General features: G+C 73.1%; 15 protein-coding genes. 9 read left to right on the top strand and 6 right to left on the bottom strand.

The window, feature by feature from the left end:
* The first annotated feature begins 28 nt into the window (after nt 1-28).
* Complete coding sequence (locus ACZ7J0_RS18215) at nt 29-1,822, top strand: glycoside hydrolase family 35 protein (RefSeq protein ID WP_470888851.1); 1,794 nt, start codon at nt 29-31, stop codon at nt 1,820-1,822.
* Between the two features lie 78 nt (nt 1,823-1,900).
* Here ACZ7J0_RS18215 and ACZ7J0_RS18210 read toward each other — a convergent pair whose 3' ends face one another.
* Nucleotides 1,901-2,674 (bottom strand): S1 family peptidase, encoded by a 774-nt coding sequence (locus ACZ7J0_RS18210; protein ID WP_470888483.1) that lies wholly within the window; start codon nt 2,672-2,674, stop codon nt 1,901-1,903.
* Between the two features lie 241 nt (nt 2,675-2,915).
* Here ACZ7J0_RS18210 and ACZ7J0_RS18205 point away from each other — a divergent pair, with 241 nt between their 5' ends.
* Entirely contained in the window at nt 2,916-3,827 is a 912-nt protein-coding gene (locus tag ACZ7J0_RS18205; RefSeq protein ID WP_470888849.1) for a hypothetical protein, read from the top strand.
* Between the two features lie 23 nt (nt 3,828-3,850).
* Nucleotides 3,851-5,335, top strand: a complete 1,485-nt coding sequence (locus tag ACZ7J0_RS18200) for a HEAT repeat domain-containing protein (RefSeq protein WP_470888481.1) — start codon at nt 3,851-3,853, stop codon at nt 5,333-5,335.
* Between the two features lie 359 nt (nt 5,336-5,694).
* On the opposite strand, the gene ACZ7J0_RS18195 is transcribed toward ACZ7J0_RS18200, so the two are convergent.
* Both ACZ7J0_RS18195 and ACZ7J0_RS18190 read right to left on the bottom strand, forming a co-directional pair.
* The gene (locus ACZ7J0_RS18195; protein WP_470888479.1) at nt 5,695-6,576 is read right to left on the bottom strand and encodes an SDR family oxidoreductase; all 882 of its coding nucleotides are present in this window, start codon (nt 6,574-6,576) and stop codon (nt 5,695-5,697) included.
* 1 nt (nt 6,577) lies between these two features.
* Nucleotides 6,578-7,342: an SDR family oxidoreductase gene (locus tag ACZ7J0_RS18190; protein WP_470888477.1), complete on the bottom strand. Its 765-nt coding sequence runs from the start codon at nt 7,340-7,342 to the stop codon at nt 6,578-6,580.
* Between the two features lie 67 nt (nt 7,343-7,409).
* Between ACZ7J0_RS18190 and ACZ7J0_RS18185 the strand changes: the two genes are divergently transcribed.
* The 5 genes from ACZ7J0_RS18185 to ACZ7J0_RS18165 are packed head-to-tail and all read left to right on the top strand — an operon-like array spanning nt 7,410 to nt 11,702.
* Entirely contained in the window at nt 7,410-8,159 is a 750-nt protein-coding gene (locus ACZ7J0_RS18185) for an enoyl-CoA hydratase family protein (protein WP_470888475.1), read from the top strand.
* Nucleotides 8,156-9,007, top strand: coding sequence for a CoA transferase subunit A (locus tag ACZ7J0_RS18180; RefSeq protein WP_470888473.1), 852 nt, complete (start codon nt 8,156-8,158; stop codon nt 9,005-9,007). The genes ACZ7J0_RS18185 and ACZ7J0_RS18180 overlap by 4 nt, the downstream gene beginning before the upstream one ends.
* Nucleotides 9,004-9,729, top strand: a complete 726-nt coding sequence (locus tag ACZ7J0_RS18175; RefSeq protein WP_470888471.1) for a CoA-transferase subunit beta — start codon at nt 9,004-9,006, stop codon at nt 9,727-9,729. The genes ACZ7J0_RS18180 and ACZ7J0_RS18175 overlap by 4 nt, the downstream gene beginning before the upstream one ends.
* On the top strand, nt 9,729-10,778 hold the full coding sequence (locus ACZ7J0_RS18170; protein WP_470888469.1) for an NAD(P)H-dependent flavin oxidoreductase: 1,050 nt from the start codon (nt 9,729-9,731) through the stop codon (nt 10,776-10,778). Before ACZ7J0_RS18175 ends, ACZ7J0_RS18170 begins: the two co-directional genes overlap by 1 nt.
* 27 nt (nt 10,779-10,805) lie before the next feature.
* Complete coding sequence (locus ACZ7J0_RS18165) at nt 10,806-11,702, top strand: tyrosine-protein phosphatase (protein WP_470888467.1); 897 nt, start codon at nt 10,806-10,808, stop codon at nt 11,700-11,702.
* Between the two features lie 89 nt (nt 11,703-11,791).
* Here the strand turns inward: ACZ7J0_RS18165 and ACZ7J0_RS18160 are convergent, their stop codons facing one another.
* Together ACZ7J0_RS18160 and ACZ7J0_RS18155 are read right to left on the bottom strand one after the other, a co-directional pair.
* Nucleotides 11,792-13,396, bottom strand: a complete 1,605-nt coding sequence (locus ACZ7J0_RS18160; RefSeq protein ID WP_470888465.1) for a DEAD/DEAH box helicase — start codon at nt 13,394-13,396, stop codon at nt 11,792-11,794.
* 91 nt (nt 13,397-13,487) lie between these two features.
* The gene (locus ACZ7J0_RS18155; protein ID WP_005318814.1) at nt 13,488-13,691 is read right to left on the bottom strand and encodes a cold-shock protein; all 204 of its coding nucleotides are present in this window, start codon (nt 13,689-13,691) and stop codon (nt 13,488-13,490) included.
* A gap of 157 nt (nt 13,692-13,848) precedes the next feature.
* Here ACZ7J0_RS18155 and ACZ7J0_RS18150 point away from each other — a divergent pair, with 157 nt between their 5' ends.
* Nucleotides 13,849-14,703, top strand: a complete 855-nt coding sequence (locus ACZ7J0_RS18150; RefSeq protein ID WP_470888463.1) for an SCO6745 family protein — start codon at nt 13,849-13,851, stop codon at nt 14,701-14,703.
* Between the two features lie 63 nt (nt 14,704-14,766).
* On the opposite strand, the gene ACZ7J0_RS18145 is transcribed toward ACZ7J0_RS18150, so the two are convergent.
* Complete coding sequence (locus tag ACZ7J0_RS18145; protein WP_470888461.1) at nt 14,767-15,924, bottom strand: acetyl-CoA C-acetyltransferase; 1,158 nt, start codon at nt 15,922-15,924, stop codon at nt 14,767-14,769.
* Nucleotides 15,925-15,927 lie beyond the last annotated feature (3 nt).

The following is a 15,927-nucleotide window of genomic DNA, read 5'->3' as shown; positions in this document are numbered from 1 at the left end:
TACAGGACCAGAGAGACGGGCGGGGATGGTGGCCGACTTCAGGGTGGGGGACGAGGACTTTCTGCTGGACGGGAGGCCGGTGCGGCTGCTGTCCGGCGCGCTGCACTACTTCCGCGTGCACGAGGAGCAGTGGGGGCACCGGCTCGCGATGCTGCGGGCGATGGGTCTGAACTGCGTGGAGACGTACGTCCCGTGGAATCTGCACGAGCCCGCGCCGGGCCGTTACCGGGACGTGGGCGCGCTCGGCCGGTTCCTGGACGCGGTGCGCGAGGCGGGGCTGTGGGCGATCGTGCGGCCCGGCCCGTACATCTGTGCCGAGTGGGAGAACGGCGGCCTGCCGCACTGGCTGACCGGCCGGCTCGGGCGGCGGGTGCGCAGCGGCGACGCCGAGTATCTGGAGCATGTGGAGCGGTGGTTCCGCACACTGCTGCCGCAGGTCGTGGAGCGGCAGTGCGACCGGGTCGGCGGTGGCGGCCGGAGCGGTGACGGTGACCCGGGCGGCCGGAACGGTCGGGGCGGCGGCCCGGTGATCATGGTGCAGGTCGAGAACGAGTACGGGAGTTACGGCTCCGACCAGGGTTATCTGCGGCGTCTCGCGGAGCTCCTGCGCTCCTGCGGAGTGAGCGTCCCGCTGTTCACCTCGGACGGGCCCGAGGACCACATGCTCACCGGCGGTTCGGTGCCGGGGATCCTCGCGACGGCGAACTTCGGATCGGGCGCCCGGGCGGCCTTCGACGTGCTGCGCCGCCATCAGCCGCGCGGCCCGCTGATGTGCATGGAGTTCTGGTGCGGCTGGTTCGACCACTGGGGCGAGAAGGCGGCCGCGCGGGACGCCCGGGACGCGACCCAGGCGCTGCGGGAGGTCCTGGAGTGCGGCGCCTCGGTCAATGTGTACATGGCGCACGGCGGGACGAACTTCGCCGGCTGGGCCGGGGCCAACCGTTCCGGCGGCCTGCACGACGGACCGCTCCAGCCGACGGTGACGTCGTACGACTACGACGCGCCGATCGACGAGGAGGGGCGGCCGACGGAGAAGTTCTGGCGGTTCCGGGAGGTCCTCGCGCCGTACTCCGACGAGCCGCTGCCGGAGCCGCCGGAGCCGCCCGCCCGGCTGGCCGCGCCGGTGAGCGCCGTACTCGACGCGTGGGCGCCGCTCCACGACGTACTGGAGGTGCTGGGCGACGAGGAGACCGGCACGGCGGTGCCACCGACCTTCGAGGAGCTCGGGATCGACCGGGGTCTGGTCCGGTACCGGCTGGAGGTGCCGGGCCCCCGGAAGCCGTATCCGCTGACGGTGACGGGCGTGCGGGACCTGGCGGTGATGTACGTGGACGGCGAGCGCACCGAGCTGGGCGCGGCGGTGGCGGGGCCGGCGGCCGTGGAGCTGTGGGTGGAGTCTCTCGGACGGGTCAACTACGGGCCGCGGCTGGGTGAGTCGAAGGGCATCACGGGTGGAGTGCGCCATGAGCGGCAGTATCTGCACGGGGTGCGGGCGCGGGGGCTGCGGCTGGACGCGTTCGAGGCGGAGGCGGTGGGGAAGGTGCCGTTCCGGGCGACGGAACCGGGGCCCGGGCGCGGACCGGGGCTGTTCCGCGGCGCGTGCCGTGTCACCGTACGCGGTGACGCGCGGCTGGAACTGCCTGGCTGGACACGGGGGTTCGCCTGGGTGAACGGCTTCTGTCTGGGCCGGTACTGGTCGGCCGGACCGCAGGAGTCCCTGTTCGTACCGGGACCGGTGCTGCGCGAGGGCGTCAACGAGGTGTGGGTGCTGGAGCTGGAGGGCGGGGGCGAAGGCGGGAGCGGGGACGTACGCCTGGCGTAGGCAGACGTACGCCCGGGGCGGGCAGGAGGGGCGGACCCGCCGGGCCGCCCCTCCCCCGCGCTCGCTGTTCAGTGGCTGTTACAGCCCGGCCGCCGCGGACTTGATGGCGGAGGCGAAGGTGGACACCTCGGTGTAGACGCCGGGGTAGTCGGGCCGGGCGCAGCCCTGGCCCCAGCTGACGATGCCGACCTGGATCCAGGCTCCGGCATTGTCACGGCGGAACATCGGGCCTCCGGAGTCGCCCTGGCACGTGTCTATGCCGCCCTCGGGCAGACCGGCGCAGATCTCCTCGCTCGGCACGAGGTCGCTGCCGTACGACGCCTGGCAGGAGGCGTCGGTGACGAACGGCACCTGGGCCTTGCGCAGGTAACGCTGCTGGCCGCCGCCCTCGCGGGTCGCTCCCCACCCGGCGACGGTGAACGTGCCGTTGTTGTACGCGGTGGTCTCGGCGATCTTGAGGGTCGGGAGGTTGATGGGCTGGGCGAGCTTGATCAGCGCCCAGTCCTTGCCCTTGCCGTTGTAGCCGGGGGCCTGGAGGACCTTGGTCGACCGGACCTTGATGGCGCTGCTGCTCTGGAGGTCCACGACTCCGGCGGTGGCGGTGATCGACGTGTTGTTGCCGGAGCCGCTCACACAGTGGGCGGCGGTCAGCACGACCTGCGGAGTGAGCAGGGAGCCGCCACAGCCCATGGAGAGCCGGACCATCCAGGGGAACTCGCCCTGGGCGGCGCGGGTGCCGCCGACGACGGGCGCCTGGGCCGCGGAGGCGGCGCTCACGGGCTGGAGGCTGACCGCGGCGAGGAGGACGGCCGCGGTGGCGGCGCATCTCTTGAGCGTACGGACGATGTTCAAGGGTCTGCCTTTCGTGGGGGGTTGAAGCCGTGCGGACAGGACGGCGTCCACGCCCCAGGCAGTTCGATGACATGGGCCCGTCAAGTCGTGGTCCGGATTATGAGGAGGGCGCCGCAGCCGTCACAAGGAGGGGTTTTCGGCCATCCGGGGCGACCCGTCGGGGCAGGGCGGCGTCGCGGGCCGGGCCCGTACAGTGGAAGCGGGCCGAGCGTCGGATCTTTCACGTGTGGGGGTACCGGACGTGGTGAACGGCAGTGAGGTCGCGCGCGGTTATCCGCATCTCGACACGGTGCGGGCGGCCGTCACCGCGCTCTACAAACGGTTGTCACCCGACGGCCTGGGCCAGTACGCGACCAGCGTCGCCCCCGTGGACGTCGCCTTCGCCGACCAGGACGACCTGCACCTCGGGGCGCAGCGGGTGGCCCACACGCTGGTGCGGCATTTGCGACTGCCCGAGGCGCGGATGGTCGTCTCGTTCCGCGAGATGACGCACGCGGCGAGCGTAGAACTGGCCGCGGGGCCGGAGTACTTCGTCGAACTCAACGACCGCTTCCGCACCCACCGCAGAGACATCGGGGCGGCGCTCGCCCATGAGGTCACCCATGTCCTGTTGCACCGGCTCGACCTCACGTTCCCCGGCACTCGCGACAACGAGATCCTCACCGACACGGTGACGACCTACCTCGGCGCCGGCTGGCTGCTGCTCGACGCGTACCGCGAGGACGATCTGACCAGCCAGAAGCTGGGATATCTCACGCCGGAGGAATTCGGGTACGTGCTCGCCAAGCGGGCGCTGGCCTTCGGCGAGGACCCCTCGCCCTGGTTCACCAGCCCGCAGGCGTACCAGGCGTACGTCAGCGGCCGGGCCCGCGCGCTGCTGGACGGCCGGCAGCCGCCGCTGGTCGCCGCCGGGTGGGCGGGGCGCCACCGGTACGCCAAGGACCGGCGGTACGCCAGGGACAACCCGCGTGGCCCCGCCGCCCCTGCCGGCTCCGCCGCCGGGCCTCCGTATGCCTTCGAGTCCGCCAGGGGCGGGGAACTACGGGTCTCCTTTCCCTGCCCGACCTGCCACCAGCGGATCCGGGTGCCGGTGCGGGGGCGGGTGCGGGCCCGCTGCGCGCTCTGCCGGACCATTCTCGAATGCGACACCTGAGCCGGTTTCCGTAGGGTCGGAGCATGACGAACGAGCCGGGCGCCCCTGATGTGTTCGAAGCCGTCCACGAGGGCGAGGACGCCGTCGTGCGGCTGCTGCGAGCGGGCGTGCCCGCCGACGCGGCCGGGGAGGACGGGGAGACCCCTCTCTACCGGGCGTCGGTGACCAATGAGCCGGGGATCGTCCGGCTGCTGCTCGCGGCGGGGGCGGACCCCGGGCGCGGCAGCGGCGAGGACGCCGGTGAGCTGCCGCTGTGCGGGGCCGCGTGCGGCGGGCACACGGAGGTCGTGCGGGCGCTGCTGGCCGCCGGGGCGCGGGTCGACCAGCGGGAGGCGTACGACTGGACGGCGATGACCTGGGCGGTGGCGCAGGGCCACGCCGACACGGTGGAGGTGCTCCTGGAGCACGGCGCGGATCCCTCCCTGCCCGGCCCCGACGGCTCGCCGCCCCTGGTGGCGGCCGCCCGGCGCGGCTCCGCCTCGACGGTACGGGCGCTGCTGCGGCACGGGGCGGGAGGCGGCGCCCCGGAGACCCTGGGGGAGGCCCTCGCGGAGGCCCGGCGGTGGCTGGGGGTCGATGTGGAGCGGACCTTGAAGGAGTCCCTCGCACAGACGTACGGCGAGGAACACGAGCTGGTCGCCCGGCACGTCCCCGAGGACGGCGGTGTCACGGTCGTCGTCGAGCTGCTGAGGGACGGCAAACCGTCGGCCGGCCAGGAGCAGCAGACCGGGCACGCGGCCATCGTGACGATGCTGGAGGAGCGGCTCGGCGTCCGTACTCCGTACGAGGAACTGGCGACGCGGGCGCTCGCCTGCGGGGACCCGGAGCAGGACGACTGGCTGGAAGCGGTGGGCGTCCTGCGACGGCGCGGCGACGAGGAGACCTTCCAGGCGGCCGCGGCGTGGTGCGCGAGCGGGGATCCGCTGCGGCAGACGTTCGGGGTGGAGGTGCTGAGCGGGCTCGGCTTCGCCGCGCGTGCGGTGCCGCTGCTGCGGGAGCTGGCCCGGGAGACGGACGACGACGAGCTGCTGCGGGCGGTGGTCAGCGGCCTCGGCCAGTACGGCGACCCGGCGGCGCTCCCCGAGCTGCTGTCCCGGGCCGGCCATCCGGAGCCCGACGTCCGGCGCCGGGTCGCCGTCGCCCTGACCGGCATGGTGCCCGGCGGTCACGAGGAGGCCGTCGCCAACCTCATCGCTCTGAGCCACGACCCCGACTCCGGCGTACGGGACTGGGCGACGCTCGCCCTGGCGGAGACCGACGACGACTCCCCCGCTCTGCACTCCGCCCTCGCGGCCCGCCTGGACGACCCCAGCCCGGACGTCGTCGCGGAAGCCGCCCGCGGCCTGGCCATCCGCCAGGACCCCCTGGCCGTCCCCGCCTTGACCCACCTCCTGGCCGACGAGCCCCCGGACAGCTCCGCCCGCGCGACGGCCCTCTCGGCCCTGGTCCACATCCGCGACGACGTCCTGCGAACCCGCCTCGAATGGACGACGCCCCGCCTGCGGTGAGACGGCGCGCCGTCCGCCGGGGCAGTGGGGTCGCCGCCGCACCGCGGGGGCCCGACCCCGCGCCGAGCGCGTCGGCGCGGCCGCGCGGGCCCGGTGTCGCCCCGCCCCGGGCAGGGTCTCGGGGAGGGGCGGGGTGGGGGAGAGCAGCGGGGCGGTCGCCGTCCCCCGCCGCCGGGCCTCGACGACCGCGAGAGCGGCCGACGCGAGGACGCCCCCGGCGAGCAGGAACCAGCCCCGCAGCGGCCGGCCGTCGCTGTGGCCCTGAACCAGCGGGAGCACGATCGCCACGAGGCCGCCCATTACCCCGGCCTGTGCGGCCCTCGAACCAGCCCGTCACCCCGGCCCCGTAGGCCCTCCCCTCACCCCCCGGCCCCGTACGCCCGCCCCGGCTCCGCCGATCCCGCCAGCAGTTTCAGCGCCGCCTCCCCCGCCTCCCCGGGCGTCCAGCGGGCCCCCTTGTCCGCCGTGGGCCCCGGGCGCCAGCCCTCCATGACCGTGATCCGGCCCGCCTCCGCCTCGAAGACGCGGCCCGTCACCCCCGCGCTCGCCGCCGAGCCGAGCCAGACCACCAGGGGCGAGACGTCCTCCGGTTCGCCCTCGAGGCCGGCGAAGACCTCCTCCGTCATGCGGGTGCGGGCGGCCGGGGCGATCGCGTTGACCTGGACCCCGTACCGGCCCGCCTCCGCCGCCGCCACCAGGGTCAGACCGACGATGCCGGCCTTGGCCGCCGCGTAGTTCCCCTGCCCGACGCTGCCCAACAGCCCCGCGCCCGAGGTGGTGTTGACGACACGGGCCGCCACCTCCCGACCGGCCTTCGCCTCGGACCGCCAGTACGCGGCCGCGTGCCTGAACGGCAGGAAATGGCCCTTGAGATGCACCCGCACGACCGCGTCCCAGTCGTCCTCGTCGAGATTGACGAGCATCCGGTCGCGCAGGAACCCCGCGTTGTTGACCAGGGTGTCGAGGCGGCCATAGGTGTCGAGGGCCATGGCGACGAGCGAGGCCGCACCCTCCGCGGTGGCGATGTCGCCGCCGTGGGCGACGGCCTCGCCGCCCGTCGCGCGGATCTCCTCGACGACCTGGAGGGCCGGCGAGCCGGACCCGGCCGTCCCGTCGAGCCCCACCCCGAGGTCGTTGACGACGACCCGCGCGCCCTCAGCGGCGAAGGCCAGCGCGTGCGCGCGCCCAAGACCTCGTCCGGCGCCCGTCACGATCACGACCCGGTCCTCGCAGATACCCATCTCAGCTCTCCTTGTTGGCGGTTGAGGCGTCCAGAAAGGCGGGGCGCTCGCCGCCGCCGTGCACCAGAAGTGAGGCCCCGGAGACGTACGCGGCGCGGTCCGAGGCGAGGAAGACCGCCGCGTCACCGATGTCGGACGGCTCGGCGAGCCGCCCCAGCGGCACGGTCCTGCCGACCGCCGCGACGCCCTCCTCGTCGCCGTAGTGCAGATGGGCGAGCTCGGTGCGGACCATGCCGAGGACCAGCGTGTTCACCCGGACGTCCGGGGCCCATTCCACGGCCATGGAGCGGGCCAGGTTCTCCAGGCCCGCCTTGGCCGCGCCGTAGGCGGCGGTCCCCGGCGAGGCGCGGGTGCCGCTGACGCTGCCGATCATCACCACCGAGCCGCGTGCCGCCCGCAGATGCGGATACGCGGCGAGCGAGGCGGTCAGCGGAGCCGTGAGGTTGAGGGCGACGACGCGGGCGTGCCGCTCCGGCTCGCCCTCTCCGAGCAGCCGGTACGGCGTTCCGCCCGCGTTGTTGACCAGGACGTCGAGGCGCCCGTGAGTGGCGGTGACCCCCGCGAAGAACTCCGTGACCGCCGCCCCGTCGCGCAGGTCGAGCGCACCGAACAGGGCCGTCCGGCCCGCCTCTTCGACCGGCGCGGGAGGCGGCCGCCGGGCGCAGACGACGACCCGCGCGCCGGCCCGCAGAAAGGCCCGCGCGACACCCGCGCCCACCCCACGCGTGCCGCCGGTGACGACGACAACCCTCCCGTCCAGCTCCATCGGCTGCTACCTTCCTCACCACGCAGTCACCTAACAAACGTTTGGTGGAAAGGTAGCTGATCCGCTCATGGGTGTCTCCACCTCAACGCCGGACAAGGGCGTCGCGCTTGTCACCGTCGACTTCCCGCCCGTCAACGCCCTGCCCGTACAGGGCTGGTACGACCTGGCCGACGCCCTGCGCGCCGCCGGGCGCGACCCCGGAAACCGCTGTGTCGTCCTCGCCGCCGCCGGCCGCGGGTTCAACGCGGGCGTGGACATCAAGGAGATGCAGCGCGACACCTCCCACACCGCGCTGATCGGCGCCAACCGGGGCTGCTACGACGCCTTCTCGGCGGTGTACGAGTGCGAGGTCCCGGTCGTCGCGGCCGTACACGGCTTCTGCCTGGGCGGCGGCATCGGGCTGGTCGGCAACGCCGACGCGATCGTCGCCTCCGACGACGCCACCTTCGGGCTGCCGGAGCTCGACCGGGGCGCGCTCGGCGCCGCCACCCATCTCGCCCGGCTGGTTCCCCAGCACCTGATGCGGGCGCTGTACTACACCTCCCGCACCGTCACCGCCGCCGAGCTGCACGCCCACGGCTCGGTCTGGAAGGTCGTCCCCCGTGAACGGCTTCTGGGCACCGCCCTGGAGCTGGCGGAGGAGATCGCGCGGAAGGACGGCTCTCTGATCCGGCTCGCCAAGGCCGCCATCAACGGCATCGACCCGGTGGACGTGCGCCGCAGCTACCGGTTCGAGCAGGGCTTCACCTTCGAGGCGAACCTCAGCGGGGTCGCCGACCGGGTCCGCGCCGGCTTCGGCACCGAGGAGCGCTCATGACCGACAAGACGATGACACCGGACGAGGTGGTCGGCCGGCTGCGCAGCGGCATGACCCTCGGCATCGGCGGCTGGGGCTCGCGCCGTAAGCCGATGGCCCTGGTCAGAGCACTGCTCCGGTCCGAGATCACCGATCTGACCGTGATCTCGTACGGCGGCCCCGATGTCGGCCTCCTCGCCGCGGCCGGCCGCATCCGCACCCTCGTCGCCGCCTTCGCCACCCTCGACTCCATCCCCCTGGAACCGCACTTCCGCGCCGCCCGCGAGTCCGGCGCCTTCGTGATGAGGGAAATCGACGAGGCGATGTTCATGTGGGGCCTGCACGCGGCCGCCAACCGGCTGCCCTTCCTGCCGGTCCGCGCGGGCCTCGGCTCCGACGTCATGAAGGCCGATCCCGCGCTGCGGACCGTCACGTCGCCGTACGAGGACGGGGAGGAGTTCGTCGCCGTACCCGCCCTGCGCATGGACGCGGCGCTCGTCCATCTGAATCGCGCCGACCGCCTCGGCAACGGCCAGTACCTGGCCCCCGACCCGTACTTCGACGACCTCTTCTGCGAGGCCGCCGACACCGCGTACGTCTCCTGCGAGCAGATCGTCGAGACCGCCGAACTGACCAAGGACGCCGCCCCGCAGACCCTCCTGGTCGGGCGCCACAGCGTCACCGGAGTGGTCGAGGCCCCGAACGGCGCGCACTTCACCTCCTGCGCTCCCGACTACGGCCGCGACGAGGCCTTCCAGAAGCTGTACGCGACCACTCCCTGGCCCGAGTTCTCCGAGCGCTTCCTCTCCGGCCCCACCGAGCACGACTACCAACGGGCCGTACGCGCCTGGCAGGAGGAACAGCGGTGACCGCCAGCCGTTCGGAATACTGCGTCGTCGCCTGCGCCGAGGCGTGGCGCGACAACGGGGAGGTGCTCGCCGCGACCATGGCCCCGGTGTCCTCCTTCGGCGCCCGGCTCGCCAAGCGGACCTTCGCCCCCGACCTGCTGCTCACCGACGGCGAGGCGATGCTCGTCGGTCTCGACGGGACCGTCGAGGGCTGGCTGCCGTACCGCCGCCACCTCACCATGGTCACCGGCGGCAAGCGACACGTGATGATGGGCGCGAGCCAGATCGACCGCTTCGGCAACCAGAACATCTCCTGCATAGGCGACTGGCGCCAACCCACCCGCCAGTTGCTCGGAGTGCGCGGAGCCCCCGTCAACACGATCAACAATCCGACGAGTTACTGGGTTCCCAGGCACTCTCCACGGGTCTTCGTCGAGCGGGTCGACATGGTCAGCGGGGTGGGCCACGACCGTGCGGCGGAGGCCGGCGTCACCCGCTACCACCGCATTCCGCGCGTCGTCAGCGACCTCGGCGTCTTCGACTTCGCCACGCCCGACCACTCGATGCGGCTGGTGTCGCTCCACCCCGGGGTCACCGTCGACGCGGTCCGGGACGCCACCGGGTTCGACCTGGCGATCGGGGACGACGTCCCGTACACCCGCGAACCCACCGTCGAGGAGCTGCGGCTGATCCGCGAGGTCATCGATCCCACGGGGCTGCGCGACCGTGAGGTCAGGGCCTGATGCGGACCGCGCTCACCGACCTCACCGGCGTCCGGTATCCCCTCGTCCAGACCGGCATGGGCTGGGTGGCGGGGCCGCGGCTCGTGTCGGCCACCGCCAACGCCGGGGCGCTCGGCATTCTGGCCTCCGCCACGATGACCGTCGAGCAGCTGCGCGCGGCCGTCCGCGAGGTCAAGGCGCGCACCGAGGCGCCGTTCGGGGTGAACCTGCGGGCCGACGCGGGTGACGCCCGCGCCCGGGTGCGGATCATCGTCGAGGAGGGCGTGCGGGTCGCCTCCTTCGCGCTCGCCCCGTCGAAGGAGCTGATCGCCGAGCTGAAGGACGCGGGCGTGGTCGTGGTCCCGTCGATCGGCGCCCGCCGGCACGCGGAGAAGGTCGCGGCCTGGGGCGCGGACGCGGTGATCGTGCAGGGCGGCGAGGGGGGCGGGCACACCGGGGAGGTGGCGACGTCCGTCCTGCTGCCCCAGGTCGTGGACGCCGTCGACATCCCGGTGATCGCGGCCGGCGGCTTCCACGACGGCCGGGGCCTGGTCGCGGCGCTGGCGTTCGGCGCCGCGGGCGTCGCCATGGGCACCCGGTTCCTGCTCACCTCCGACTCGACCGTCCCGGACGCCGTGAAGGCGACGTATCTGGCCGCCTCGGTCAAGGACGTGACCGTGACCACCGCCGTCGACGGGCTGCCGCACCGCATGCTCCGTACGGAGATGGTCGCCGCCCTCGAACGGGCGGGCCGGATCCGGGCGTTGGCGCACGCCGTCCGCCGGGCCGCCGGATTCAGGAAGATCTCCGGGCTGTCCTGGACGCGGATGGTCCGCGACGGCCTGGCGATGAAACACGGCAAGGACCTGTCCTGGAGCCAGGTCCTGCTCGCCGCGAACACCCCCATGCTCCTCAAGGCGTCCATGGTCGAGGGCCGTACGGACCTCGGCGTGATGGCGTCCGGACAAGTCGCGGGGCTGATCGAGGACCTCCCGAGCTGCGAGGAACTCGTCCTGCGGGTCATGTCCGAGGCCGAGCACGTGCTCCGCACCCTGCCGACACCAGGGTGACCCCTCTGCCCGCACGGGAGTTCCGTCATGTCACTGACGAGACGCGCACTGCTGTCCACCGCGACCACCACCGCTCTGGTGGCGCTCGCCTCCCCCGCCCTCGGCGCGCCCCGGCGGCGCGTCGCCACCACAGACATCCGCCACATCCCGCTCCAGGGCGCGGTCAACGTCCGTGATCTGGGCGGCGGTCGCACCTACGGCGGCGACCGGATCCGGCTCGGGCTCGTCTACCGGGCCGACGCCCTGAACAAGCTCACCGACGCCGATCTCACCACGCTCCAAGGGCTGCGGCTCGGAACGGTCGTCGACTTCCGCATCCCCCTGGAGGTCCAGTACGACGGCCCCGACCGGCTTCCGACCGGGCCCGTCCCGGTCTCGCGGCCCGTCACCGACAACGGTCTGTACGGGCAGCTGCTCACCGCCATCGGGTCGCGGGACCCGGTCCGGCAGGAGGAGATGCTGGGGAGCGGCAGGGCCGCCGCCTTCATGCGGGAGGTCTACCGCACGTTCGTGACCAGCGCCGCCAACCGCGCCCAGTTCGCCACGACGCTGCGTGACATCGCACGGCCGGACGCGTCACCGCTGATGTACCACTGCACGTCGGGCAAGGACCGTACGGGCTGGATGAGCTTTCTGCTGCTCACCGTGCTGGGCGTACCGGAGCAGGCCGTGGTGGAGGACTACCTCGCGTCGAACACCTTCCGCGCGGCGTACGACGCCAGGGTGCGGGACGGACTGAAGCAGGCCGGCCTGATGCAGAACCCCGACCTGATCATCCCGCTCCAGGAGGTCCGCACGGAGTACCTGGAGACGGCGCTCGCCGAGGTCCGGTCGGGGTACGGCAGCCTCTACCGCTATCTCACGGCCGGCCTGGGCCTGGATCTCCGCACGCTGGCGGCGCTCCAGGCCCGGCTGGTGGAATGACGGCGGCCCGATCCGGACACTCCCTAGGTGTATTGACTGGGCGGACACCCGCCCATCAACCGCGTCAACAACGCTGCGGGTCAATACACCTAGGCCGCGTCGCGGCGGCCGCCCTGGGATCCGCGGCCCGGGCGGCCCGTGCCGCGGGTGCGGGTGCCGCCGCCGGTGGGGCGGCTTCCCGCGCTGCGGGCCGTGCCGGTGCGGCCGGCGGCGCCACGGCCTTCGCCGGTACGCGCCTCACCGGTGGTGCGGCCGGCTGCCGGGCGCCCGCCGGTCTGGCCGGCACCGCCGCCCGTGCGCGGGCGGCCCGAGCCGCTGCGACGCGGCCGCTTCGGCGCGGACGGCGCCTGCGCGGGCTGCGGCACCTCGATGACGACCGGTATGCCGGAGGGCTGCCGCGCGCCGGTGACATCGGCCAGCTGCTGGTCGCTCGAAGAGACCCGGGCCGACTGCGGGGTGATGCCCGCGTTGGCCATCAGCCGGCTCATGTCGCGCTTCTGGTCCGGCAGGACCAGCGTGACGACGCTGCCCGACTCGCCGGCCCGGGCAGTGCGGCCGCCGCGATGCAGATAGTCCTTGTGGTCGACCGGCGGGTCGACGTTCACGACCAGGTCGAGGTCGTCGACATGGATGCCGCGGGCCGCGACGTTCGTCGCCACCAGCGCGGTGACCTGGCCGTTCTTGAACTGGTCCAGGGTGCGGTTGCGCTGCGGCTGTGAACGGCCGCCGTGCAGGCCCGCGGCTCGTACGCCCTCGGCGAGCAGCTTCTTGACCAGCCGGTCCACCGACCGCTTGGTGTCCAGGAAGAGGATCACCCGGCCGTCGCGTGCGGCGATGCGCACGGTGACGGCCTTCTTGTCGGTCTCGTCGGCGACGTACAGGACGTGGTGCTCCATGGTCGTCACGGCGCCGGCGGACGGGTCGACCGAGTGCACGACCGGGTCGGTCAGGAACATCCGGACCAGCCGGTCGATGTTCTGGTCGAGCGTCGCGGAGAAGAGCAGCCGCTGGCCGTCCGGCTCGACCTGCTTGAGCAGCGCGGTGACCTGCGGCATGAAGCCCATGTCGGCCATCTGGTCGGCCTCGTCGAGGACGGTGATGGCGACCTGGTCCAGCCGGCAGTCGCCACGCTCGATGAGGTCCTTGAGGCGGCCGGGGGTGGCCACCAGCACCTCGGCGCCGCGCCGCAGCGAACCGGCCTGCTTGGTGATCGACATGCCGCCGACGACCGTGGCGAGGCGCAGGTTGACGGCGGTCGCGTACGGGGTGAGGGCGTCGGTCACCTGCTGCGCCAGCTCACGCGTGGGCACCAGGACCATGGCCAGGGGCGCCTTGGGCTCGGCACGGCGCCCGGCGGTGCGGGCGAGCAGCGCCAGACCGAAGGCGAGGGTCTTGCCGGAGCCGGTGCGACCGCGGCCGAGGATGTCCCGGCCCGCGAGGGAGTTGGGCAGGGTGGCGGCCTGGATCGGGAACGGCTCGGTGACCCCCTGGGCGGTGAGCGTCTTCAGCAGACCAGCGGGCATGTCCAGCTCGTCGAACGCCTCGACCGCGGGGAGCGCGGGAGTCCGGGTTTCCGGCAGCGTGAATTCGCGCGGCGGCGGGGGTGCGGTGGGGCGGCGGCCCGCACTGCGGGCGGGCGCCTTGGCCGCGGCCTTCGCGGGGCGCTTTCGGATGGGGCGTTCGGGGCGAGTCATATGGAAAATGCCTTCCTGGGCCTGGGCACAGCACAAGCCGGGACCCACACCGCGAAGGTGCGGGCCCCGGCTGCGGGAGAGCGTCCGGCGATCAGGCCGGGAGGATGTTCTCCGCCTGCGGGCCCTTCTGGCCCTGCGTGACGTCGAAGGTGACCTTCTGGCCTTCCTGAAGCTCACGGAAGCCGGAGGTCGCGATGTTCGAGTAGTGGGCGAACACGTCGGCGCCGCCACCGTCCTGCTCGATGAAGCCGAAGCCCTTTTCCGAGTTGAACCACTTCACGGTTCCAGTAGCCATGCTTTTTTCTCCTGAATGGTCGAGGCCCCACCCCGGAGAAAATCCGGAAAAACAATAATGCGCCTGAGGAACATTCCCGTCAGGCGCGCATAAAGTTCATGGGTACCAAAACTGCAACCTGACCACCTTAGCATGTGCTGTCGGCGAGACTCGGGGCATGGACTCCACAGCATCCGTCGCCCGTGCGCTCTGGCCTCTGATCGAGCCGGTCCACGCCGTCAGCTACTTCGCTCCCGAGTGCCAGGCCGCCTTCGAGGAGGCCGGACTGCGCGGCTTCTGGCGCGGCTACTTCGCCGGACGCGGCGCCCCGCTCGGCCCCGTGGGACCGGAGCCGGTCGTCTCGTCCTTCTTCTCGTTCGCCCCGTCCATGGTGGCGCGCGCCCTGCCTTCCGTATGGGAGCTGGTCCCGCCCGAGGAGGCCCTGCGGGTGCGGCGTGCGGGGGCGAGGGCGGCGCTGGTCCGGTTGCTGGCCGGACTGGACGCGGAGGTGGCGCAGGCGGCGCGGCTGCTCGCCGCCCGGCTGCCGGGTCTCGACTGCGCGGGTCGCCCGCTGGCGGCGGTCAACGCGGCGCTGCCTCTGCCCGAGGACCCGCTGGACCTTCTCTGGCACGCCACGACGGTGCTCCGGGAGCACCGCGGCGACGGCCATGTGGCGGCGCTGGTCGCGGCGGGCCTGGACGGCTGCGAGACGCTCGTCCTGCGGGCGGGCCTCGACATGCCGCGCGCGGAGCTGCAGCAGTACCGGGGCTGGTCGGACGAGGAGTGGGAGGCGGCGGCCGAGCGGCTGGCCCGACGCGGCCTGCTGGCCGGGGAGGGGCGGGCGACGCGGGAGGGCCGGCGTACGCACGCGGAGGTCGAGGCTGCCACGGACCGGGCTGCCGCGCGGCCGTGGCAGTGCCTGTCGACGGTCGAGCTGACGAAGCTGGCGTCGGTCCTCGGCCCCTTGGCGTCGGCGTGCGCGTCGACGCTGCGCTTCCCCAACCCGATCGGCGTCCCGGACAACAGAACCTGAGCCTCGCCGGCGCCGCTGCCCGAGGCCGGCGCCGGCCCTCGACGCCAGAGCCGCTCGAAGCACTCAGAGCCGTTCGATGATCGTCACATTCGCCTGGCCGCCGCCCTCGCACATGGTCTGCAGGCCGAAGCGGCCCCCCGTGCGCTCCAGTTCGTGCAGCAGGGTGGTCATCAGCTTCACTCCCGTCGCGCCCAGCGGGTGGCCCAGGGCGATGGCGCCGCCGTTGACGTTGACGCGGGAGGGGTCCGCGCCCGTCTCCTTGAGCCAGGCCAGGACGACGGGGGCGAACGCCTCGTTGATCTCGACCACATCGATGTCGTCGATCGACATGCCGGTCTTCTTCAGCGCGTACGCCGTCGCCGGGATCGGGGCCGACAGCATCCGGATCGGGTCCTCACCGCGCACGGAGAGGTGGTGGATCCGGGCGCGCGGGGTGAGGCCGTGCTCGGCCACCGCGCGCTCGCTCGCGATCAGCATCGCCGCCGCGCCGTCGGAGACCTGCGAGGAGCACGCCGCGGTGATCGTCCCGCCGTCCACGACGGGCTTCAGGCCGGCCATCTTCTCCAGGGTGGTGTCGCGGCGCGGCCCCTCGTCGAGGCTGACGTCCCCGTGGGGGACGATCTCGCGCGCGAAGCGGCCCTCGTCGATGGCGCGCAGCGCCCGCTGGTGGGAGCGGAGGGCGAACTCCTCCTGGTCGCGGCGGGTGATGCCCCACTTGCGGGCGATGAGTTCGGCGCCGTGGAACTGGTTGACGGGGGCGTCGCCGTACCGGGCACGCCAGCCCTCGCTGCCCGCGAAGGGGCCCTCGGTGAGGCCGAGCGGCTCCGCGGCCTGCCGGGAGGCGAAGGCGATCGGGATCATCGACATGTTCTGGGTGCCGCCCGCGACGACCAGGTCCTGGGTGCCGGAGAGGACGCCCTGGGCCGCGAAGTGGACGGCCTGCTGGGAGGAGCCGCACTGCCGGTCGACGGTGACGCCGGGCACCTCCTCGGGGAGACCGGCGGCCAGCCATGCCGTACGGGCGATGTCGCCGGCCTGCGGGCCGACGGTGTCGAGGCAGCCGAAGACGACGTCCTCGACGGCGGCCGGATCGATCCCGGCCCGTTCGACCAGCGCCTTGAGGACGTGAGCACCCAGGTCGGCGGGGTGGACGCGGGCCAGGCCGCCTCCTCGCCGCCCCACCGGGGTCCGTACCGCTTCCACTATGAAGGCCTCGGCCATGAC

This window comes from Streptomyces sp. NPDC038280, assembly GCF_055600045.1.
Note: the sequence above shows the minus strand (reverse complement) of the source record. Positions and strands in the feature narration are given on the sequence as shown.